The 21564-nt window shown below is 72.5% G+C and carries 15 protein-coding genes; 6 read left to right on the top strand and 9 right to left on the bottom strand.

Features of this window, described 5'->3' with window-relative positions; all coding sequences use genetic code 11:
* Positions 1-14 precede the first annotated feature (14 nt).
* The 6 genes from AB0A90_RS20830 to AB0A90_RS20805 form a co-directional block, all read right to left on the bottom strand.
* A complete protein-coding gene (locus AB0A90_RS20830) occupies positions 15-1838 on the bottom strand; it encodes a HAMP domain-containing sensor histidine kinase (RefSeq protein WP_357250233.1) in 1824 nt (607 codons plus the stop codon).
* Positions 1835-2536: a response regulator transcription factor gene (locus AB0A90_RS20825; protein WP_357250230.1), complete on the bottom strand. Its 702-nt coding sequence runs from the start codon at positions 2534-2536 to the stop codon at positions 1835-1837. The genes AB0A90_RS20830 and AB0A90_RS20825 overlap by 4 nt, the downstream gene beginning before the upstream one ends.
* 73 nt (positions 2537-2609) lie before the next feature.
* Entirely contained in the window at positions 2610-3839 is a 1230-nt protein-coding gene (locus tag AB0A90_RS20820) for an ABC transporter permease (RefSeq protein ID WP_357250227.1), read from the bottom strand.
* Positions 3836-4525: an ABC transporter ATP-binding protein gene (locus AB0A90_RS20815; protein WP_357250224.1), complete on the bottom strand. Its 690-nt coding sequence runs from the start codon at positions 4523-4525 to the stop codon at positions 3836-3838. The genes AB0A90_RS20820 and AB0A90_RS20815 overlap by 4 nt, the downstream gene beginning before the upstream one ends.
* Complete coding sequence (locus tag AB0A90_RS20810) at positions 4522-5724, bottom strand: efflux RND transporter periplasmic adaptor subunit (protein WP_357250222.1); 1203 nt, start codon at positions 5722-5724, stop codon at positions 4522-4524. Before AB0A90_RS20810 ends, AB0A90_RS20815 begins: the two co-directional genes overlap by 4 nt.
* Positions 5725-5730: 6 nt before the next feature.
* Positions 5731-6315 (bottom strand): hypothetical protein, encoded by a 585-nt coding sequence (locus AB0A90_RS20805; protein WP_357250219.1) that lies wholly within the window; start codon positions 6313-6315, stop codon positions 5731-5733.
* Between the two features lie 165 nt (positions 6316-6480).
* Between AB0A90_RS20805 and AB0A90_RS20800 the strand changes: the two genes are divergently transcribed.
* From AB0A90_RS20800 to AB0A90_RS20790, 3 genes are all read left to right on the top strand, one after another.
* Positions 6481-8187 (top strand): ABC transporter ATP-binding protein, encoded by a 1707-nt coding sequence (locus AB0A90_RS20800; protein ID WP_357250216.1) that lies wholly within the window; start codon positions 6481-6483, stop codon positions 8185-8187.
* Entirely contained in the window at positions 8184-10013 is a 1830-nt protein-coding gene (locus AB0A90_RS20795; RefSeq protein WP_357250214.1) for an ABC transporter ATP-binding protein, read from the top strand. Before AB0A90_RS20800 ends, AB0A90_RS20795 begins: the two co-directional genes overlap by 4 nt.
* Positions 10014-10203: 190 nt before the next feature.
* Positions 10204-10782, top strand: a complete 579-nt coding sequence (locus tag AB0A90_RS20790) for a sigma-70 family RNA polymerase sigma factor (protein WP_357250212.1) — start codon at positions 10204-10206, stop codon at positions 10780-10782.
* Between the two features lie 28 nt (positions 10783-10810).
* Here the strand turns inward: AB0A90_RS20790 and AB0A90_RS20785 are convergent, their stop codons facing one another.
* Positions 10811-11662, bottom strand: coding sequence for a hypothetical protein (locus AB0A90_RS20785; RefSeq protein WP_357250209.1), 852 nt, complete (start codon positions 11660-11662; stop codon positions 10811-10813).
* Positions 11659-12174, bottom strand: a complete 516-nt coding sequence (locus AB0A90_RS20780) for a SigE family RNA polymerase sigma factor (RefSeq protein ID WP_357250206.1) — start codon at positions 12172-12174, stop codon at positions 11659-11661. The genes AB0A90_RS20785 and AB0A90_RS20780 overlap by 4 nt, the downstream gene beginning before the upstream one ends.
* A 144-nt stretch (positions 12175-12318) precedes the next feature.
* Between AB0A90_RS20780 and AB0A90_RS20775 the strand changes: the two genes are divergently transcribed.
* The gene (locus AB0A90_RS20775; RefSeq protein ID WP_357250203.1) at positions 12319-12924 is read left to right on the top strand and encodes a hypothetical protein; all 606 of its coding nucleotides are present in this window, start codon (positions 12319-12321) and stop codon (positions 12922-12924) included.
* Between the two features lie 34 nt (positions 12925-12958).
* Here AB0A90_RS20775 and AB0A90_RS20770 read toward each other — a convergent pair whose 3' ends face one another.
* On the bottom strand, positions 12959-18421 hold the full coding sequence (locus AB0A90_RS20770) for a carboxyl transferase domain-containing protein (RefSeq protein ID WP_357250200.1): 5463 nt from the start codon (positions 18419-18421) through the stop codon (positions 12959-12961).
* Between the two features lie 329 nt (positions 18422-18750).
* Here AB0A90_RS20770 and AB0A90_RS20765 point away from each other — a divergent pair, with 329 nt between their 5' ends.
* On the top strand, positions 18751-20001 hold the full coding sequence (locus tag AB0A90_RS20765) for a phosphodiester glycosidase family protein (protein WP_357250197.1): 1251 nt from the start codon (positions 18751-18753) through the stop codon (positions 19999-20001).
* 151 nt (positions 20002-20152) lie between these two features.
* Complete coding sequence (locus AB0A90_RS20760; protein ID WP_357250195.1) at positions 20153-21403, top strand: DUF222 domain-containing protein; 1251 nt, start codon at positions 20153-20155, stop codon at positions 21401-21403.
* Positions 21404-21564: the final 161 nt, after the last annotated feature.

The raw sequence follows: 21564 nt of genomic DNA, 5'->3' as shown, positions 1-21564 counted from the left end.
GCGGAACCGCCGCTTCAACCGCCGAGGCCCGGCAGCCGGATGGTGACGTGTGTGCCCCGGCCCGGCTCGCTCCGCACCTCGATCGTGCCGCCGTGTGCCTCGGTCAGGTGGCGTGCGATCGCCAGACCGAGCCCGCTGCCGCCCGTCACCCGGCTGCGCGACTCGTCGGCCCGCCAGAACCGGTCGAAGATCTTCGGCAGGTCGGCCGGGGCGATGCCGCTGCCGGTGTCCCGGACGGAGATGGTCGAGCCGTTCGCGTCGACAGTCACCGAGCCGCCGGACGGGGTGTGCCGGATGGCGTTCGAGATCAGGTTGCCGACCACCTGTCGTAGGCGCACCTGATCGGCGTGCACGACCGGATCTCCCACGACGCTGAGGTCCAGGCGAACCCCGGCCGCGAACGCGCTGCCCCGATGGCTGTCGACCACGTGCGTGAGCACGTCCCGCAGGTCCGCCGGCCGCAGGTCGATCCGCAGCGTGCCCGCGTCGGCGGCCGCCAGGTCGCCGAGGTCGTCGATGACGTGCTGGAGCAGCAGCGCCTCCTCGTGCAGCAGCGCCAGCAGTTGGGCGTCGGTCGGCGCCAGGTTGTCCTGCGCCGCCTCCAGCCAGATGCGGATGTTGCTGAGCGGGGTCCGCAGCTCGTGCGCCACGTCGTTGACCATGGTGCGGCGTTGCGCCTCGGCCCGTTCCCGGCGTTGCGCGGAGTCGTTCAACGCGCGCGCCAACCGGCCGATCTCGTCGCGCCCGGACACCGGGGCGGGTGTGCGCAGTTCGGCCGCGACGGCGAGGTCGCGCAGCGGCCGCACCAGGCGCCGCCCGACGAGTACGGTCGCCGCGACGGTGGCGAGCAGGACCGCACCGGTGACCGCCACGATCCGTCCGATGCTGCCGCCGGACAGGCTCAGCGTGGTGCGGCCGGTGCCGGGCGCGGTGACGAACAGCAGCGCGCGGGGTGCCACGTACGGTCGGAGTTGGGTTCTGCGCCCTGATTCGACGCACCCCTGCACGACGCCGGCCGGCCCGGCCGGCGTGAGCAGCGACGGCGGCTTCACCTCGGTGTCCTCGTGCGCGGTCCGGACCACCGCCGAATCGCCGAGGTACGCCGTGAAGGACGGCGTGATGCGCAACTGCGAGGCACGGTCGCCCAGGCTGAGGCAGCGGGCGGTCAACGTGGTCAGCGTCTCGAGTGCCTTCTTCTCGGCGGCACTGACCAGGCTGTCGAGTTCGAACCCGCAGCCCTCCGTCACGGACCGGGTCAGTGGCCGCTCGGCCTCGGCGCGGACGGTGGTGAGGACGACGCTCGGGCGGCCGGTCTTCGCGGTCCGGATGACACCGTCGTAGCCCACCTTGTGGAAGCAGCTCAGGGCGTTCTTGGCCACCTCGCTGAGCACGTACCGGTCTTCGGGCGGCACGATGTACGGTCCGACGGCTCGCTCGTCGATGTGTTCGGCGCCGCCGGTCAGGCCCAGGTCGACCTGGAGCGGATCCACCACGGCCGAAGGACGGATGTTGCCCAGCGCTGGGCCGGCCTGCGAGTCAAGGATGATCTTGTGGTCGTCGGTGGTCAGCGTGATGCGCCGGCCCAGCTCGGCGGCGCGCGAGTGCACCAGGTCGGCGGCGCCGGACCAGTCGTCGTGGGTGGCCGCGTAACCGACAAGCGCCTGGTAGACGGCCCTCTCGTCGGCGACGGCGCCGCCCTGCTCGTAGTTGATCGCGCGGGTGGTGGTCGTCGCCGCCAGCCAGGCGGTGGCCGAGATCGCGGCCAGCGCGATCACCACGGAGGCGACCAGCAGCCGGGTCACCAGACTGTGCCGCAGCGGCACCCTGTCCTTGCTCACGGCGTCGGACCCGGAGCCAGCTTGTAGCCCACACCGTGCACGGTGAGCAACTGCTGGGGACGTCTCGGGTCGTCTTCGATCTTGCGGCGCAGGTTCATCACGTGGACGTCGATGGTGCGTTCGGTCGAGCTGCGGTCGAGTCCGCGGGTGTGGTGCAGCAGTTGTGCGCGGGTGAAGACCCGGTCCGGCTGCTCGGACATGGCGGCCAGGATGGCGAACTCGCCACGGGTGCACTCGATCCGCTCGCCGTCGACCGTGACGTGGTGCCCGACCGGATCGACGGTGATCCGACCGGTCTGCCGGATGCTCCGGGCGGTGGGCTCGGGTGTGCCGCGGGACGCGCGGCGCAGCAGGGTGCGGGTGCGGGCCACCAGTTCCCGAGGGCTGAACGGCTTGGTCAGGTAGTCGTCGGCGCCGAGTTCCAGTCCGAGCAGCAGGTCACTCTCGGCGCTGCGCGCGGTGAGCATGAGCACCAGTACGTCCGATTCCTGCCGCAGCGTGCGACACACCTGTAAGCCGTCCAGTCCCGGCATCATCACGTCCAGGATCAGCAGGTCGGGCCGGTCCCGGCGGGCGGCGTCCAGCGCCGCGCGCCCGTCGTGCACCACGGTCGTCTCGTGCCCGGCGGCCACGAGATAACGGCGGATTCCCTCCGCGTGCCGCAGATCGTCGTCAGCGACCAGGACCATCGCACACATGCCGGCGATGATAGGTCGCCGGTGCGGCACCGCACCGATCTCCGGCCCGACCTGACAGATTCCTAACGGCAGCTCAGACGCTGGACAGTGACTCGGTGGGGTCGAGCGAGGCCGCCCGCATCGCCGGATAGACCCCCGCCAACACCCCGATGACCAGCGCACCTCCCAGTCCGGCGGCGGCCGCTGCCGTCGGGATGGTCACCGGCCAGTGCTGGAGGGTGGCATAGCCCGCGACGGCCACCGTGCCGGTCACCACCCCGGCTGCTCCGCCAAGGGCCGAGAGCACGATCGACTCGGTCACGAACTGGATGCGTACCTGGCCCCGGTTCGCGCCCAGGGCCCGGCGCAGGCCGATCTCGCGGCGCCGCTCCAGCACCGAGATGTACATCGTGTTCGCCACCCCGATGCCGGCGACGAGCAACGCGATCCCGGCGAGCCCGAGCAGCAGCGAGCTGAAGGTCTGCCGCACCGCCTGCTTGGCGGCGAGCCCGTCCGAGGGACGACTGACCAGCACGTCGCTCGGATGCTCCGGGTTGGCCGTGGCGGCCAGGACCGAGCGCACCGCCACCACCTGGGCGTCGGTGGTCTGCACATAGATGCGGGTCGGGTGCCCGTCGAAGCGCAGCCAGTGGTTGGCCGCCCCCCAGCCGACCATCGCGGAACGGTCGATCTCGGGCGCGAGTGGCACCGGGTCGAGGATGCCGATCACGCTGAACCGCTGCCCGCCGAGGTGAACCTGGATCGGCTGGGAGAGGTCGACGGCGGTGAAGCCGAGCCGCTGGGCGGCGACCGCGCCGAGGACCACGGTCGGCAGGCGTTCCATCGCGGAATCCAGGAAACGGCCGGAGCGTACCCGGCCGTCGATCGCCGCGAGCAGGTTCGTCCTGGTGGCGACGACCGCGATCGCGTTGTAGTCGCCCGGGCCGGTCCGGTCGGATCGGGCGACGTTCAGCCCGAAGTCGGCGGTCGCGCTCGCCACCGTCACCGGCCCGATCCGGGACACCATGTCCACCGACTCGACGGGCAGCTGGACCGGTGGTTCGCGGTTGGGCGCCGGCGTGACCTGCAGTCGGTTGGTGCCCAGGGCGGCCAGCTCCTCCTCGAGCGCCCGCTGGCTCGACGCGGGAATTCCGGTGACCAGGACCAGGGTGGCGATGCCGATGGCGATGCCGAGCGCCGACAGCGCGGCGCGCGCCGTGCGCGTCCGAATGCCGAGCAGGCCCAGACCGATCAGGTCGGCCGGGGCCAGCCGTACCGGTGCGGCGTCCCGGTCCACTCGCGCCGCGTGACGGGTACGCCTCATACCGGCGCACCGCCCGCCGCGGAGTCGGACACCAGGCGGCCGTCGAGGATGCGGAGCTGTCGGGGCACCCGGGCGGCCACCTCGTGATCGTGGGTGATCAGCGCGATCGTGGTCCCCTCCCGGTTCAGCTCGGTCAGCAGGTCGAGCACGGCCGAGCCGGTGGCCAGGTCGAGCGCCCCGGTCGGCTCGTCGGCCAACACCAGCGCGGGCCGGTTGACGAGCGCCCGGGCGATCGCCACCCGTTGGCGTTCGCCGCCGGAGAGCGCCTGCGGGTGGTGGTCGGCGCGGTGGGCCAGACCGACCCGCTCCAGTGCCGCCCGGGCCAGCGCCCGGCGGTGCCGGCGGTGCACGCCGGCGTAGAGCAGGCCGGTCGCGACGTTCTCGGTCGCGCTCAGCCCATCGGTGAGATGGAACTGTTGGAACACGAAGCCCAGCCAGCGGCCGCGCAGGCTGGACAGCTGTCGGTCGGACATGGTGGTGACGTCCCGCCCGCCGAGCAGCACCCGGCCCTCGGTGGGCCGGTCCAGCGTGCCCATGATGTTGAGGAGAGTGGACTTTCCCGAGCCGGACGGCCCCAGGATGGCCACGAACTCGCCCGCGTCGATCCGCAACGAGACGTCGCGCAGCGCCGTCACGTCCTCGCCGTAGCGCCGGGTGGCGCCGTCGATCTCCAGCACCGCGCTCACGACGTCGTCACCACCCGGGTGCCGGCGGCGATGCCCGTACCGGTGATCTGCACCATGCCGTCGGCGAACAGGCCCACCTTCACCGCGGTCAGGGCGCCGTCGGAGATCTGGACGCCGTAGCCGCCGCCGCTGAGCGCGAGCAGGGCGCCGACCGGGACGGCGAGTACGTCGTGCGCGGTGGTGCCGGTGAACCGGACCACGACGGCGGCCGAGCTGATGTCCTGGATCGCCGAGGCATCGTCCACCGCGATGACGACCTGCACCTTCGGACCCTCCGCGCCCGGGTTGTCGCCGTCCGACGAGCTGGCCTGGACGTTGCTGCTCACCGAGGTGATGGTGCCGCCGGCGTGCGAGCTGTCCGGGAGAGTGATCTGCACCTTCTGCCCCGCCCGGAGGTCGTCGGCCCGGCTCGCGTCGATCTCGACGGTGACCGCCTTGGTCTTGTCGCTGATCGCCATCAGGTTGCCGGTGGCGTCGTCGCCGAGCTGCGCCGAAGCCGCGCCCACCCGCACCGCGCCGGGCAGCACCAGGATGTCGCCGAGTGTCACGGTGCCGGTGGCCGGACGGATCCCCTTGGCCGCCTGCCAGCGCCGTACGGCGTCCTTCAGCGATGCGGTGAACACGGCGTCCTGGCTGGTCAACACGGTCTGGTACGCCTTCGTGCCGGAGGCTGTCGGCGTCGAATCCGGCGTGGTGGCCTCCCCGGTCGCACCCGGGTCGTTCGCGGCCGGTGTCGGCCCGCCCTGGACGGTGACCCGGGTTCCCGGTGCGGGTTGCGGCCCGATCCGGTAGTCGAGCGCCCGGAGGTTGTCGGCCAGCACCTTGACGTCGCGGCCGACCATGCCGACCACGTCGATGTCGCGGAACATCGGCGACGACCCGTAGAAGAGGGTCACCGGTCGGTCGCCGGCCCGATACAGGATGTCGCCTCGGGCGATGGTGCTGCCCGGCTGGGGCAGCCAGGTGAGCACCCCGGGCGCGACGCCGCGCAGGGTGCGCTGCTTGCGGTAGCCGACCGTGCCGCTCTCGGTCCAGTAGTCGGAGAGGTCGGTCCGGACCACCTCGGCCGTGGCCACCCTGGACGCGGCCGGCTGGGCGGCGGGGGAGTCCCGGTCGCCGCTGGCGTGGACGGCGTAGACCACGCCGCCCAGCGCGAGCACGCCGCAGGTGATGGTGATGATGAGGGGTTTCGTCCGCACGGTCGGCTACTTCTGCGTGAAGGCCGAGATCTCGCACTGACGCTGGATCTCCATGCCCTCGTCGCTGTTCGCCTTCTCGAGGTTGGCCTTCGTCTCCGGCGCGACCCAGATCTTGGCGTTGTCGGTGCCCCCCTGCCGGATCTCCATCGACAGGCCGTGGTCCCGGACGCACTGCAGTTGCTCGCGGAGGTCGTCGGCGTAGTTCGGGTTCTGGTGCGGGTCGAGTTCCGGAGCGCCCAGCGGTTCCTTGTCGGCACACGCGTCCACGGCCGGCTGGTACTTCTTCTCGTCCATCTTGTAGCTGAGGAGCGGGCCGCCGTTTCCGTCCTTCGCCGGTGCCGAGGGCACGCCGTGCTGCGTCCAGCAGGCGTAGTAGGCGCCGTACAGGCGGTCGATCTCCTGCTTGCTCGCGCCGAGGGGGAGCTGGCGGTCGGCGCCGCCGGTCGAACCGGCCGGGCCGGCGCTCGCCGACCCGGTCGCGCCCGGGATCGCGGCCACCTGCGGCCCCGGTCCCTCCGCGTCGCCGCCGCAGGCCGCGAGTGACAGCAACAGGACCGCCAGCCCGACCATCTTCACGTTCGCATTTCGCATGACGGTCAGCCTGGTCGCCACATGTCAGCTATTCGTTAGGTGCGCACACCGGTTTCGAGGGCCATCCGGTAAGCCCACGTTGATGACGTGTTAGGTTAGCCTGCCCTAATCCGCCGTCCCGGAGTTGCCCATGACCGCACCGACCCGACAGCGGGACAGCCGCCGATGACAGCCGCCGAGATCACCGGTGGTGTGGTGCTCCGTCGCGCGCTCCGTCGACAGCGCAATCGGGTCGTTCTCGGCGTCGCGCTGCTGTGCACACACCAGGCCGCCGAGGCCCTCGTGCCGGTCGCCATCGGCGTCGTCATCGATCGTGCGGTCGCCACCGGGGACGGCGGCGCGCTACTGCTCTCGCTCGCCGGCCTGGCCGCCCTGTTCACCGTCCTCGCCTTCGCCTACCGCACCGGCGCTCGGCTGGCGTACGCCGCGGTCGAACACGAGGCGCACGCCACGCGCGTCGACATCGTCCGCAGCGCCCTCGACCCGCGCGGACACGGTTCCGGCATGCGGGACGGAGAGCTGCTCTCCGTCACGGCCTCCGACGCCGAGCTGAGCGCGCTTGTCGTCCGGGTCGCCGGGCTCACCGCCGCGGCGTTCACCGCCATCGTGGTCGCGGCCGTCGCGCTGCTCGTCGTCGACATCCCACTCGGGCTCGGGGTGCTCATCGGCGTACCCCTGCTGGTCGTCGCCCTGCAACGGATGGCGCCGCTGCTCACCCGGCGCAGCACCGCGCAGCAGGAAGCCCTCGCGGCCACGACCGCGCTCGCCGTCGATCTCGTCACCGGCCTGCGCGTGCTGCGCGGCATCGGCGCCCAGGACCATGCCGCACGCCGGTACGCGGGCGCCAGCCGCCACGCGCTCGACGTCACCCTGCGTGCCGCGACCACCAAGGGACTGCACCTCGGGCTCACCACCATGGTCAACGGTCTCTTCCTCGCGGCGGTCGCCGGTGTCGCGGGCTGGCTCGCGCTCCAGGGCCGGCTCACCGTCGGCGAACTCGTCGCCGTCGTCGGGCTGGCCCAGTTCATCGCCGAACCGGTGCAGACGCTCGGGTACTGCGTGCAGTTGTTCGCCATGGCCCGGGCCTCCGCCGGTCGGGTCGCCCGGGTTCTCGGTGCCGCGCCGGCCACCCGCCCGGGTAGCGGCGCGCCGCCGGCCCCGAGCCCGTCGCGGCTGACCCTCGACGGGGTCCGCTACGCCGGCCTGCACGACGTCAGCCTGCACGTCCGCGCCGGTGAGGTTCTCGGCGTGCTCGCCTACGATCCGGGCGACGCCGAGGCGCTTGTCACGCTCCTGTCCGGCGGTGTGTCCCGCCCGGACTACCAGGGCTCGCTGTGCGTCGACGGTGTGCCCGCCGACGAACTGCACATCGACGCCGTACGCGCCGCCGTCCTGGTCGAGCAGCACGACGTGGCACTGTTCGAGGGGACCCTGCGCGCCAACCTCAGCGCCGGGGCACACGTCGACGACACGCTCCTGCGGTCGGCTGTGCGTGCCGCCGCCGCCGAGGACGTGCTCGCCGCGCACCCGCACGGGCTCGACCGCCTGCTCACCGAACGGGGGGCGAACCTGTCCGGCGGGCAGCGGCAACGGATCGGGCTGGCCAGGGCACTCGTCGCCGACCCGCCGGTGCTGGTGCTGCACAACCCCACCACGGCCGTTGACGCGGTGACCGAGGGGCTGCTCGCCGAGGGCCTGGCCGCGGCTCGCGGCGCGGCGGACCGCGGCACCGTGCTGATCACCACCAGTCCGGCGCTGCTGCGCGCCACGCATCGGGTCGCCGTGCTCGACCGGGGGCGGATCGTCGCCGAGGGTCCGCACGAGAGGCTGCTCGCCACCGACACCCGCTACCGCGAGGAGGTCCTGCGGTGACCGACGCGTCAATCGAAAGCCGGCAACTGCTGCCGACGGCCACCGCTCGGCAGACCTGGGTGGCCCTCCGTAGCGAGGTGGGCCGCCTGCCGGGGCTCAGCGTCACCGCCGGCACGTTGCTGGTCGCCGCCGCCGCGACCGGGCTCGTCGCCCCCTGGGTGCTCGGTCGCCTCGTCGACGACGTCATCGCCGGATCCGACACACCGCGGATCGTCGCCTGGGCGGGTGTGATCGCGGGCGCGGCGGTGCTCGCGGGGCTCCTCACCGCGGTCGGAGCGGCGGTCGCCGCCCGACTCGGCGAGACCGTGCTGGCCCGGCTGCGGGAACGGGTGCTCGACCGTGCCCTGCACCTGCCGTCGGCCACCCTGGAACGGGCCGGGACCGGGGACCTGGTGGCACGTGCCGGCGACGACGTGGCCGTCGTGACGAACGTGATCGCCACCAGTGGTCCCGCCTTCCTCGGCGCGCTGCTGTCCGTCGTGCTGACCGCGTTGGGGCTCTTCGCCCTCGACTGGCGACTCGGCATCGCCGGGCTGGCCGCCGCCCCGGCGTACGCGGTGGCGCTGCGCTGGTACCTGAAGCGGTCGATCCCGTACTACGTCCGGGAACGGGTGGCGACGGGCGAGCGCGCACAGGCGACGGCCGAGGCGCTGCGCGGCGCGGCGACCGTGCGCGCCTACCGGATGGAGGACGACCACGTCGCACGGATCGCGGGCCGCTCCGCCGTGGCCCGTGACCTGTCGCTGGAGATCTTCGGACTGTTCACGCGGTTCGGGCTGCGCATCAACCGGTCGGAGTTCGTGGGGCTCGCCGCCGTGCTGCTCGCCGGGTTCCTCCTGGTCCGCGACGACCTCGTCACGGTGGGTGCCGCCACCACCGCAGCGCTCTACTTCCACCGCCTCTTCAACCCCATCGGGCTGCTGCTGTTCGAGTCGGACTCCGTCCTGCAGGCCGGGGCGAGCCTCGCCCGCCTCGTCGGCGTCACCACCCTGCCGGCCACCACGTCTCCCGAGCGTCCCGAGCGAGCCAGACCCGAGCCGGCCGCGCTGGAGGTGGTCGTCGAGCAGCACCGATACGACGACGGACCCGTCGTACTGCGCGACGTCACCCTGCGGCTGGCACCCGGTGAGCGCGTCGCCCTCGTCGGCGCGAGCGGGGCGGGTAAGAGCACGCTCGCCGGCATCGTCGCCGGCATCATCGCGCCGACCCACGGCGCGGTGCGCCTCCGCGGCGTGCCGCTGGCGGACCTCGGTGAGCACCGCCTCCGCCGCGAGATCGCGCTGATCAGCCAGGAGGTGCACGTCTTCGCGGGGCCGCTCGCCGACGACCTGCGCCTGGCCGATCCGGACGCCACCGACGCGGAGTTGACCGCCGCACTCGACCGGGTCGGTGTCACCGACTGGCTGCGTACCCTGCCGGAGGGCCTCGCCACCTTGGTGGGGGAGGGCGGACGACGCCTCACCTCGGCCCAGGCCCAGCAGCTCGCGTTGGCCCGCCTCGTCCTCGCCGACCCCGCCGTCGCGATCCTCGACGAGGCCACCGCGGAGGCGGGCAGCGCGGGCGCACGCGACCTCGACCGCGCCGCCGTCGCGGCCACCGAGGGCCGGACCACGCTCATCGTCGCCCACCGACTCAGCCAGGCGGCCACCGCGGACCGCATCGTCGTCCTGGACCACGGCCGCATCGCCGAACAGGGTACGCATGCCGAGTTGCTCGAGGCCGGCGGCGGGTACAGCCGGCTCTGGCGTTCCTGGAGCATGCCGGACCTGGTGCCGCGCGGGCGGGAGAGCACCGAGCAGGCCCGCGACCAGCCGGTCCGAGGCTGAGCGGCCGACGGGGGCGCGTCAGCCGGCCGTGGCCCCCGCCCGCCGCGGGGGCGGCGGTGTCAGCCGAAACGGGGAGTGCCGGGAACTTTCCGGGACCGGCCGCCGACCACCAGAGTGCGCGGCTCAGCGGCGCGATCCGACGACGGCTTTCGGTATGGAGGAGCGCCCGTGGCACCCAGGACGGTGGTCTGTGCGCAACGGAGGCGCTGACGACGATCAGGTGACCCGCTGGGCGCAGGAGGCGGGCCGCGGCGACCGGCAGGCCGCCACGGCGTTCGTCCGGGCACTGCAGGACCAGGTCTGGCGGTTCCTGTCGCACCTGGCGGGGCCGGGTGAGGCCGACGACCTGACCCAGGAGACGTTCCTGCGCGCATTTCGCAACCTGCCCGGCTTCGCCGGCCGCTCCTCGGCACGTACCTGGGTGTTCACGATCGCGCGGCGCGTCGCCGTGGATCACGTCCGGGCGGCGGTCGCCCGGCCACGATTGGCCTCGGTGCCGGACTGGCAGGCGGCAGCCGAGGCGGCCGGTGCGATCACGGCCGGCGCCGACGAGGGTGTCACCCTCCAACAGGTGATCTCCGGTCTGAGCCGGGAGCGGCGCGAGGCGTTCGTCGCCACCCAGATGCTCGGCCTGTCCTACGCGGAGGCCGCAGAAGTCTGCCAGTGCCCGGTCGGCACCATCCGCTCCCGCGTCGCCCGGGCCCGCGAGGACCTCGCCGCGGCCTGGCAGATCGACAGTGACCAGACCAGCGGGAAACGAACCGGCTGACCTGTTCGGCGTGGGTGGGCGCCGTCGCTCAACTCTGGGCGTAGCGGGTGCCCGTCCAGCGATAGGTGCGATCCACCGGCACCTCGGGCTCGGCGTACTTCTTGGTCGAGGAGATGACCAGCCGCCCGCCGGTGACCTCCACGTCGTCGACCACCTCGGCCACCGGCCCGACCCAACTGCCGACCAGTTGGCCGCTGCGCCCGGTGACGACCAGGACCTGACCGGAGGCGTCCTCGTCGCCGGCGCCGGCCAGACAGGACCCGTACACGACCGCCTCGTCGCGGCCGTCACCGTTCAGGTCGCCGAACGTCGCGCCGCCCTCGTCGTACGAGGACGAGATCCTGATGTGCGGAGCGTCGCCCGGCTGGCCGCCCCTGCCGTCGACGAAGCGGATCCTGCCGGTCAGGCACTCGTCGCCCGCCGACGCCGTCATGGTGATCGTGGCGTTCGCCCAGTCGACGCCGCGCACGCTCAGCGGCGTCGGAGCGCTGCCGGTCGCGCTCGGTGTGCCGGTCGGTGACGACGACCGCGACGGGGTCCGCCGGTCGGGTGGTGGTGTCGAGGGCGACGTCGTCCCCGGTGTGGGCGGTGGCGCCGGCGTGGGGGAGACGCTCACCGACGGCGTCGGGGTGGGCCCGATGATCGGTGGGTCCCGGTCCGGATCGGGACCCAGTCGGGTGATCGTCGCGATGCTCCCGGCGGCGACCGCCACCACCGCGGCGAAGGACAGCGCGACCTTCGTCCTGGTACGACGCCGGGCCCGGCGCACGATCACGTCGGCCGAGGGCGCGGCGAACGACAGGTGGCCGCTGTCGGCGTACGACCGCAGCATGAAACCGGCGACGGCGTCTCGACCGGGATCCGGCTCCGGGGGTGTCACGACGTGACCGCCTCTCCGCTCGACGTTTCGCTCAGATGCTCCGCCAGTTTCGCCCGGCCGCGGTGCAGCCACGACACCACCGTGCCCTGCGGTACGCCGAGGCTGGCGGCTATCTCGGCGGTCGGCAGGTCGGCGATGTAGTGCAGCACGATCACCCGGCGCTGCCGCTCGGGCAGCGTACGCAGGGCGGCGACAAGCGCCACGTGGTCCGGCTGGACCGCCGGTACGGGCGGCACGACGGGCTGGCGGCGTAACGCGCGGGCCGCGACGGTGAGCCGACGCAGCCGGTTGGTGGCGAGGTTCCAGGCCACCCGGCGCACCCACGCGACCGGATCGTCGTACGAGGAGATGTCGCGCCACTTCTGCCAGGCCCGCAGGAACGCCTCCTGGCTCACGTCCTCGGCCTCGGCCCGGTCGCCGAGATACGCGTGGATCTGCGCGCTGATCCGGCCGTAGCAGGTCTGGAAGAACCGGTCGAAGGCGGCACGGTCGTCCGGCTGGTCGCCTCGCACGGCACCTCCTGTGGTCGCGGGTCCTCCACCACAGACACACCCGGGGCCGGCCGCGGATTGCACCTGACCCGGGTGCAATCGGCGGGACCACAGCGGTGTGTCCCAGGTAGAGCATTCCCACCGACCACCCTGGAGGAACTCGTGTTGCGTACCGGCCTCATCACGACCGTCACCGCCCTCACGCTCGGCGTATCGGCGTGCGCGGCGCCGACGCAGGACGTCCCCAGCACGCCCGCCGCGAACCCGACGGTGCCACCGTCGTCGCCGTCGAGCCCGTCGGCGTCACCGTCCGCGGAGGAGGCGTCGCCGTCGGGCGACGGCGTCTTCTCGGGTACGCGCAAGGTCGCCATCGCGATGGAGTCGGGTCCACCGGCGTACCTCGTGGTCGGGGCGGACGGGAAGGTCGTCGGTAACGTGCGGCTGACCGAGCGCAGCGTCTTCGTCCCCGTCCCGGCCGGTGCCCGTCACCAGATCAGGACCGCCTTCGCCGACAACTCGTGCGTGGGGGTACGCCGCGACACGGGCGGGCCGCCGACCCTCGTGGTCGCCGTCTGCGCCCCGGAGGCGGAGGGGCAGCTCTTCCGCTTCGTTGAGACCGACCAACGGGACAGCGAGGGCCGCCGCACCTACCGGATCGAGAGCGCGTCCGGTCCCGTCACCTTCGACTCGCGCGACGGGCTGCACGTCCAGGACCCCGCCAACGATGCCCGCGTCACCGGATTCGCGGTGCTCGACCGGGGACCAGCCTGATCAGGCCGGTCCCCGGTCGGCGCCACCCGTGGCGTCAGCCCAGACGGGCCTTGATGGCCTCGATGATGCGCGGACGCAGTTCGGCGGCGCGGACGACCGCGTCCACCGAGCCGACCTCGACGGCGCGCTGGATGTTGTGCACCCGGTCGAACTCCGTGGCCACCTCGCCGAGCTTCTCCGCGCGCACCGACGAACGCAGCTCGTCGAGTTCCGCGGTCAGCGCGGCGCGTTCGGTGCCGGCCACGGCGGCGGCGCGCGCCTCCAGGTCCCGCACCCGGGGGTCGGCCGCCGTGCGGGCGTTGACGTCGGCGGCGAACACCACCGCGGCCGCGGGTGCGCCACCGAGCACCGACGCGAACGAACCCTCCAGGGCGAGCACCGTCATGTTCGGGTTCAGTGCCTTCGAGAACACCACGAACGCGCCGCCGTGGTAGCGCGAGATCACACAGAAGACGATCGGCCCCTGGAAGTTGACGATCGCCCGGCCGATCTCGGCGCCGTACTCCAGTTGCAGCTTGCGCATCGACTCCGGTGAGCCGTCGAAGCCGGACAGGTTCGCCAGCACCACGAGGGGTCGGTTGCCGCTGGCCGTGTTGATCGCCCGCGCCGCCTTCTTCGACGAGCGGGGGAACAGCGTGCCCGCGGTGTAGGTGTCCGGGCCGTCGGTGGGCGGGAAGCCGTGCCGAGGCACCGACCGGGACTCGATGCCGAGCAGGCACACCGGGATGCCGCCGAGGTGGATGTCCTGTACGACGGCGGTGTCCGCGTCGGCCATGCCCGCCCACCGCTCCAGCGCCGGGTGGTCCTGGTCGGAGAGGGCGCGCATCACCGTACGGATGTCGAACGGCTTCTTGCGGTCCGGGTTGTGCTCGACGGAGAAGATCTCCCCGACGGTGCGGAAGGCACTGCCCGCCACGTCGTGGGGGAAGTCGGAGATGTCGCGGTCGGTCGGGTCGGTGGTGGCTGCCCGTCGGGGCGCGTCCTCACCGGGCGCGACGTACGTGTGGTCGTAGTGCGACATCACCACGTCCCGCGCGGCCGTCAGGTTCGGCGCCCAGTACTGCGCCTGCCCGTTCGGCCCCATCACCCGGTCGTAGCCGCCGATGCCGAAGTTGTCCTCGGCGGACACGCCACCGGAGAAGTCGAGCGACTGCTTGCCGGTGAGCACCATCGCCGAGTCGGGCGTCATCACCAGGATGCCCTTGGTGTGCATGAGCATCGTCGCCTCGGCGTTCCAGTACGGCTGGGCGCCGACGTTGATGCCCGCGACCACGATGTTGATCTCACCGCCGGCCTGGGTGAACTCGACGATCCGCTTCAGGGCCGCGGCCACCCAGTCCATGTTCTCCGTACCGGTGGTCATCGAGATGCGCGCCCCGGCGGACAGCGCCCACCACTCCAGGGGCACGTTCATCCGCTCCGCGAGGTCCAGTGCGGCGATCACGCGCCGGCACTCCGGCTCGGACAGGGCGCCCAGCGCCTTGGTCGGGTCGCCGAGCAGGACCACCCGGGTGACGCCCTGCGGGTGCCGCTCGGTCGGCGTGGTGACCACCCCGGCGACGATGGCGGCGCTGTTGCGCCCCTTCGGCCGGTCCACCGGCACCAACACGTGCTCGGCGTCGAGGTCGTGCTCGACGAAGTCACCGAGGCGACCGGTCAACTCGTACGGGTACACGGTGTTACGGCTGCTCGCCCGCAGCACCTTCAGCCGGTACTCGTCGAGCGGCTCGATCGGCTCGACCGGCGGCTCACCGACGGCCAGCTCCGCGCCGCCCGCGGCGTCGAACGAGATCCGTACGGCGATCTTGCTCAGCTCGCCGGTCCGGCGGTCCCGCTGCCGCGCGACGAACAGGATCTCCTCCAGGCCGGCGCCGACGGTCGTCGGGCGGACGCGCCCGGCGATCATCTCCATCTCCTCGCGGGTCAGCTCGCTCGGCGGCCAGACGTAGAGCACGATCCGGTTGGTGTTGAAGCGGGTCTTCGACGGTCGCAGCGACTGGGCGCGGCGGATCGAGTCGAGGCACGCCGCGATGGCGTCCTCGGCCGTCGGCAGCGCCACCAGGCGGCCGTCCTGCTCGCGAAGCTCGGTCAGGTCACGGACCTGCGCGAACGCGACCAGGCGTTCGTCCGCCCGGTTGTCCCGCGCCACGCACTGGAAGAGGTAGACCTCCTCGTCGGACGACGGCAGCCGGGTCAGGTCGAACTTGTGCAGCCGCTCCAGATGCATCCGCTGCGCGATGTAGGGGTGCAGGCCCCGGATCAACCGGTCCTCGGCCATCGCGTCGTCCGACGGGCGGAAGGTGAAGTGGTGGTGCATGACCGCCCCGCCGCGACCCGCGACGGTGGTGGTCACCCGACGGACCTGCGGCGGCAGCGGGTGCGCGGCGACGGCCTCGGCCAGCGCGGCCGCCATCGCGTCGAAGTCCTCCGGCTGGTTCTCCCAGCCGAGGTAGATGTCGGCGTCGACGGAGTCCTCGTCGCTGGCCAGCTCGGCCAGACCGCGCAGCGCGCCGCCCAGCGCGTCGAAGCGCACCGCGGCGGAGACGACGCTCGAATCGGCGCGCTCGGCCACCACGAACGTGCAGCCCGCGGCCTCCTGGGTACGCACACTGGTGAGAGCCCGGTTGCCGTAGTACCGCCGGGTCAGCACCTCCAGCATGACCGCGTTGTCGAGGTGGTCGCGGACGAGCCGCTGGCCGAGCAGCCGGACCAGTGGTTCGGTGCTGCGGACCATCTCGGCGATGCGCTCGGCGCGGTCCGGCGCGTCCGGTTGGGCGTCCAGGTGCCGCAGGTGCCCCCGGACCCCGGCGTAGACGCGGGCGCGGTTGCGACGCAGCAACGGCTGGGCGAACCAGGCGAACACCACGCCCCGGGCGAGGTCGGCGATCACGGGGAAGCGGACCTGCGTGGCGGCGATCAGCCGTTCCAGCGCGAGGCCGACGGGTTCGCGAAGCGCCTCGTTCGGCGGGGTTTCCTCCAGCCACGCGCGAAGCAGCGCCGCGACGACCGTGGCGTCGGCGGACGCCCGCTGCTGGGCGAGGAAGATCCGGAAGACGGCGGCCTCGAGTGCGGGGGAGCGCTCCAGATCGGTGACACCGTAGTGGCCGAGCGCCTTGGCGAGCTTGGTCTGGAAGGCGTCCGGCAGCCCGGCCCGCTCGACGTCGAGGCTCTGCAGGTAGGTGTGGAAGTACTCCCGGGCGCTGTGCACGTGCGCGGCGCCGCCGTCCTCGCCCGTCGGCCGGTTACGGCTCAACTCGGCGAGGTCGGCGAACACCTCGATGAGATCGAGTTCCGCGGCCAGCGGCCGCGTACCGGCCTCGGCGGCGGCCCGGCGGGCCGTGAGGTAGTCGTCGAGCACCCGACGGTCGTCGTGCGGGTCGACGTCGAAGCCGAGGAGCAGGCCGCGCAGGTCCTCCTGACCGCGCCTGCTGTGCGTGGACGCCGGAACGTCCTCGGCGGCGGTGGGCAGGTCCAGCTCGACGGCCTCGCCGGTCTGGTCGGCCGTGGTGTCGTCGGCCTCGTCCGCGAGCGGCTCCAGGCGCAGCAGCGGCGCACCCGCCTCCACCTGGTTGCCCACCGAGACGGCGCACTCCTTCAACCGCGCCTTGAACGGCGCCCGCAGCACCGTCTCCATCTTCATGGCTTCCAGCACCAGTACCGGTGCGCCCGCCTCGACCTCGGCGCCGACCTCCAGCGGCGTGGCGACGACGAGCGCCGGCATCGGGGAGCGCAGGACGCCGCCCTCGTCACGGCTGACCCGGTGCGTCACACCGTCCACCTCGACCAGGTGGGTCGGCCCGTGGGTGCCGGTGAGCAGGCGGTACCGGATGCCGTTGACGACGATCTGACCGGTGTGCCGGTCGAAGCGGTCCAGCTCGACGTCGGCGGTGCGCACGGCGGTGCCCGCCTCGATGCCGACCCGGAACCGGTGCGCACCGACCCGCGCCACGCGCGTGCGATAACTGACGCCACGCAGTTTGAGGTCCAACGGCCGGCCGCTGGCGTGCTGCACCTGCGGGCGCCCACCGGACGCCGTCGACAGCAGACGCTGCCGTTCGACGCGCTCCTCCTCCTCGTACGACTCGATGGCGGCTGCCGCCAGCGCGACCGCGGAGTGGCGGTGCGTGACCAGCCGGCCCTCACCGCGGACGCGGTCGATCCAGCCGGTGTCCGCGCTGGCGTCGATCACCTCGGGCTGGTCGAGCAGGTCGAGCACGAAGCTCTTGTTCGTCGCGCCGCCCTCGATGATCACCGTGGTTTTCGCCATCGCCCGACGCAGCTTGCCGAGCGCCTCGTCGCGGTCGCGGCCGTACGCGATGATCTTCGCGATCATCGAGTCGAAGTCGGCCGGGATGGTGTCGCCCTCGCTGACGCCGGTGTCCACCCGGATGCCCGGGCCGCTGGGCAGGTCCAGCCGCGCGATGCGGCCGGGCGACGGCGCGAAGTCACGGTCGGGATCCTCGGCGTTCAGCCGCGCCTCGATGGCGTGCCCGCGCTCGGCCGGCGGCGTGCCGTCGAGGCGCCCACCGGAGGCGACGTGCAGTTGCGCCTTGACCAGGTCGAACCCGGTGGTCAACTCGGTGATCGGGTGCTCGACCTGGAGGCGGGTGTTGACCTCGAGGAACGCGAACAGTCGATCGCCGGGGTGGTACAGGAACTCGACGGTCGCCGCGCCCCGGTAACCGACCGCGATGGCCAGTCGCTCGGCCGACGACTTGAGCTCGGCCGCCTGTGCCGCGTCGAGCACGGGCGAGGCCGACTCCTCGATGACCTTCTGGTTGCGTCGCTGCACCGAGCAGTCGCGGACACCGAGCGCCCATGCCGTGCCCTGCCCATCGGCGATCACCTGGACCTCGACGTGCCGGGCTCCGGTGACCAGGCGCTCCAGGAACACGATGCCGCTGCCGAACGCCCGCGCCGCTTCCTGGCTGGTGCGCTCGTACGCGTCGTCGAGTTCGGCCTCGTTGCGGATCACGCGGATGCCGCGTCCACCGCCGCCCGCGGTCGCCTTCAGCATCAGCGGGTAGCCGACCTGGGCCGCCGAGGCGCGTGCGGCGTCCAGGGTCTCGACGGCTCCACGGCTCCACGGCGCGACCGGCACACCGACCTTCTCCGCGATCAGCTTCGAGCCGATCTTGTCGCCGAGTTGGCGCATCGCGTCCGCGCTCGGCCCGACGAACGTGACGCCGATCTTCTCGCACAGCTCCGCGAAGGCCGGATCCTCGGCGACGAAACCCCAGCCGACCCAGGCGGCGTCGGCCCCGGTCTCGATCAGCGCGCGTTCGAGCACCGCCAGGTCGAGGTATGGGCGGGCGGATGCCGGACCGAGATCGTAGGCGATGTCCGCTTCGCGGACGAAGGTGGCGGTACGGTCGACGTCGGTGTAAAGAGCAACGGTTTCGAGCCGTCTGCCGGTTTCCGCAGCCAGCTCGTGGACCGCGTGGATGAGCCGCATGGCGGCTTCACCTCGGTTGACGATGGCGACACGGTTGAACACCCGACTGACCCCTTAGCTAGACCTCGAACCGGGTGCCGCGAGACGACGGCTCCCAGTAGTGATCACCCTTCCGGCTGGCGGCGGCCAGCGCTATGGCGCAACCACCGAACCCACCGTCGCTCAGTTGTAGGAAGTGCACAAAAGTTTTTGGCGCCCCGGGACGGCGCCCGCAGTTGATCAAGGCGGTGTGCTGGGTTCACGTCGCCCGCCTCCGCTGTTCACCCTCGCCTGATCGGCTGGTCGAGACGATCATCGCCGGTCCGGTCAAGCGCCGGTCCGGCTCGACCATCCCGGCGTAGGCCAGGAAAACGAACCAAGAGAGGAGCGCAGTGCGGCCCTTCAACCTCGTGCGCCCGAGTCTGGCCCTGCTGCTCGCCGCAGGGCTGAGCGCGCTCGTGACGCCCGCCGGCGCAGCCCCCGCCTCGGCGGCAACCGTATCCGGCACGCCGATCACCGTCACCTCGACCGAGCAACTCGCCCCGGGCGTCACGTACGAGTCGTTCCAGGTCACCACGCCCCGGGGCGTCACCGTCGGCTACCTGCTCACGGCCGACCTGAAGAAGAACAAGGTCTCCCTGGACCTGCTGCACCCCGACGCGGTCGCGCAACGCAAGGTCATCTCATCGATGGCCAACGACCAGGGCGCCATCGCCGGCGTGAACGGCGACTTCTTCAACAACAGCGAGACCCACGCCGGCGTCACGCCCACCTACTCGTCGTCCGGTCCGGAGATCGCCGACGGCGAGGGGTTGAAGTTCGCGGTCCCGACCGCGCAGCGCTTCGGCCCCGGTCTCGCCCCCGGCACCTCGACCCGGGACGTGTTCGGCGTGGGCGTCAACGGCAAGGCGCGCGTCGACACCCTGAGCCTGAACGGCGAGGTACGTAGCACCAAGGGCACGATCGCCCTCAGCGGGCTCAACCAGTACGCGCTGCCGGTCGGCGGGGTCGGCCTGTTCACCTCCGAGTGGGGTGCCGCCTCCCGAATCCGGTCGACCTGTGGCACCGACACCAGCCGCAGCGACCCGTGCAGCGCCCACACCTACGAGGTGACCGTACGTCGTGGCGTGGTGACCGCCGTGGGCTCGACGCCCGGCGCGGGCGCGATCCCGGCCGACACCCAGGTGCTGGTCGGCCGCGAGGGTGGCGCGGACACGCTCGACGACCTCGCCGTCGGCGACCACGTGCAGGTGCGGGAGAAGCTCGACTCCACCGGCGAACCGAAGCTGACGTTCGCGGTCGGCGGCGCGCCGATCCTGCGCGACGGTGCGCCGCTGGCCGGCCTGGACACCAGGACCGCCGCGGTCCGCAGCTCGGCCGGTGTCAGCCCGGACGGCCGGACGGTCTACCTCGTCGTCCTGGCCGGGCGTGCCCCGGCCAGCGCCGGCTTCACGATCGCCGAGCTCGCCGATCTGATGCGCTCGCTCGGCGCCCACGACGCGGTGAACCTGGACGGCGGCGGTTCGAGCACGATCGCCGTCCGCGAGCCGGGCCAGGCCGCGGCCACCGCCCGCAACAGCCCGTCCGACGGTACGGAGCGTCTGGTCGCCAACGGCATCGGGATCTTCGTGGGCAAGCACTAATCGTTGCCCCTCGAGTTCGCCCGCCCGATGCTCGATTCGCCACGGCCTGGCGTGCGGGCGGTCAGCCCGCGAACCTGACAGCGCCAGCGGAGCCCCCGATCAATCGATCTTGATAAGTGAAGCTGTCGTACGGGTGTTCTAGTGTTTGGTCATGGTCGAGGAGTTGGCGCAGGCGGACGACGTGGTCGCCGCCTGCGTCGACGACGCCACCTGGCCGCTCACCGACGGTGAGCTGGTCGCGGCCCTCGACGCCGCGCACCGCCTGGAGCGACGCCTCGCCGCCGTCACACTCGCCCTGGTCCGTGAGATCGACGGTCGCGGCACCGCCCACGCGCGGGGCGCTTCCAGCACCGCGGTGTGGCTGCGCGAGCGACTTCACCTCACCGTCCCCGCCGCCCGCCGCCTCGTCGACCTCGCCGCCGCCCTGGACACCGCCAACCCCGGGATACGCGCCGCGCTGGCCCACGGGGACATCACCGTCGAACAGGCCCGGGTCATCGCCGACACCGTCGCCACCGTGCACACCGCGGCCGGTGCGCAGGCAGCCGACAAGGCCGTCGGCGTTCTGGTCGACTGGGCTGGCCAGTTCGACCCCACCCTGCTGCGCACACTCGGCACCCGCATCCTCGAGCACGTCGCCCCCGACATCGCCGACGCCGCTGCCCGAGCCGCCCTCGAAGCCGACGCCTGCCGCGCCGCCCGCGACCGCCACCTCACCCTCTCCACACTGACCGACGGCCGCCTGCGCCTCACCGGCGTCCTCGACAGCGAAACCGCCGGCCTGCTTCGCGCCGCGATCGACCCACTGACCGCACCGTCTGGCCCCGACGACCACCGCGCCCCCGGGCAACGCCGCCACGACGCCCTCGCCGACCTCTGCCGCCTCACCCTGCGCACCAGCGACCTACCCGAGCACGGCGGCGACCCCGCGCAACTCGTCGTCACCACCAGCTTCGACGCCCTCGCGGGGCACCTCGGTGCCGGCACCCTCGACACCGGCCTCCAGCTCACGCCCGAGACGATCCGCCGGCTCGCCTGCGACGCGGCGATCCTCCCGGCCGTCCTCGACAGCACCGGTCAACCGCTCGACCTGGGCCGACAACGGCGACTCGTCACCGGCGCGCTGCGCCGCGCCCTCGTCCTGCGCGACCGCGGCTGCGCCTTCCCCGGCTGCGACCGCCCACCCCGGTGGTGCGACGCCCACCACATCCACCACTGGGCCGACGGCGGCGCCACCAACCTCACCAACGCCGTCCTGCTCTGCGGCCACCACCACCGACACCTGCACCACAGCAACTGGGCCGTGCAACTCGGCGGCGACGGTCACCCCGAATTCATTCCACCCGCCTGGCTCGACCCCAACCAGATCCCCCGCCGCAACCACTACCACCGACGCGAGTGAACACCGGCACCCACACATATGCCGAAACGGAATCCGCCGCGTTGGAAGCCAGATCCGCCTACTTCCCCGGGCAACGATCTAGTCCTACATCACCAGATCACGCCGTGCCCTCCCGAGGCCCCGGCCAGCCCTTCCGCGCCCAGACACCGGTCCGCCCCCGA

Source organism: Micromonospora sp. NPDC049204 (assembly GCF_040647935.1).
Taxonomy (GTDB): Bacteria; Actinomycetota; Actinomycetes; order Mycobacteriales; family Micromonosporaceae; genus Micromonospora.
This window is presented reverse-complemented; position numbering and strand designations above follow the sequence as displayed.

Excerpts from the sequence above, each read along its gene's own strand:
- AB0A90_RS20825 (WP_357250230.1), bottom strand. The coding sequence starts at position 2,536 with ATGTGTGCGATGGTCCTGGTCGCTGACGACGATCTGCGGCACGCGGAG.
- AB0A90_RS20820 (WP_357250227.1), bottom strand. The coding sequence starts at position 3,839 with ATGAGGCGTACCCGTCACGCGGCGCGAGTGGACCGGGACGCCGCACCG.
- AB0A90_RS20805 (WP_357250219.1), bottom strand. The coding sequence starts at position 6,315 with ATGCGAAATGCGAACGTGAAGATGGTCGGGCTGGCGGTCCTGTTGCTG.
- AB0A90_RS20800 (WP_357250216.1), top strand. The coding sequence starts at position 6,481 with ATGACAGCCGCCGAGATCACCGGTGGTGTGGTGCTCCGTCGCGCGCTC.
- AB0A90_RS20760 (WP_357250195.1), top strand. The coding sequence starts at position 20,153 with ATGGTCGAGGAGTTGGCGCAGGCGGACGACGTGGTCGCCGCCTGCGTC.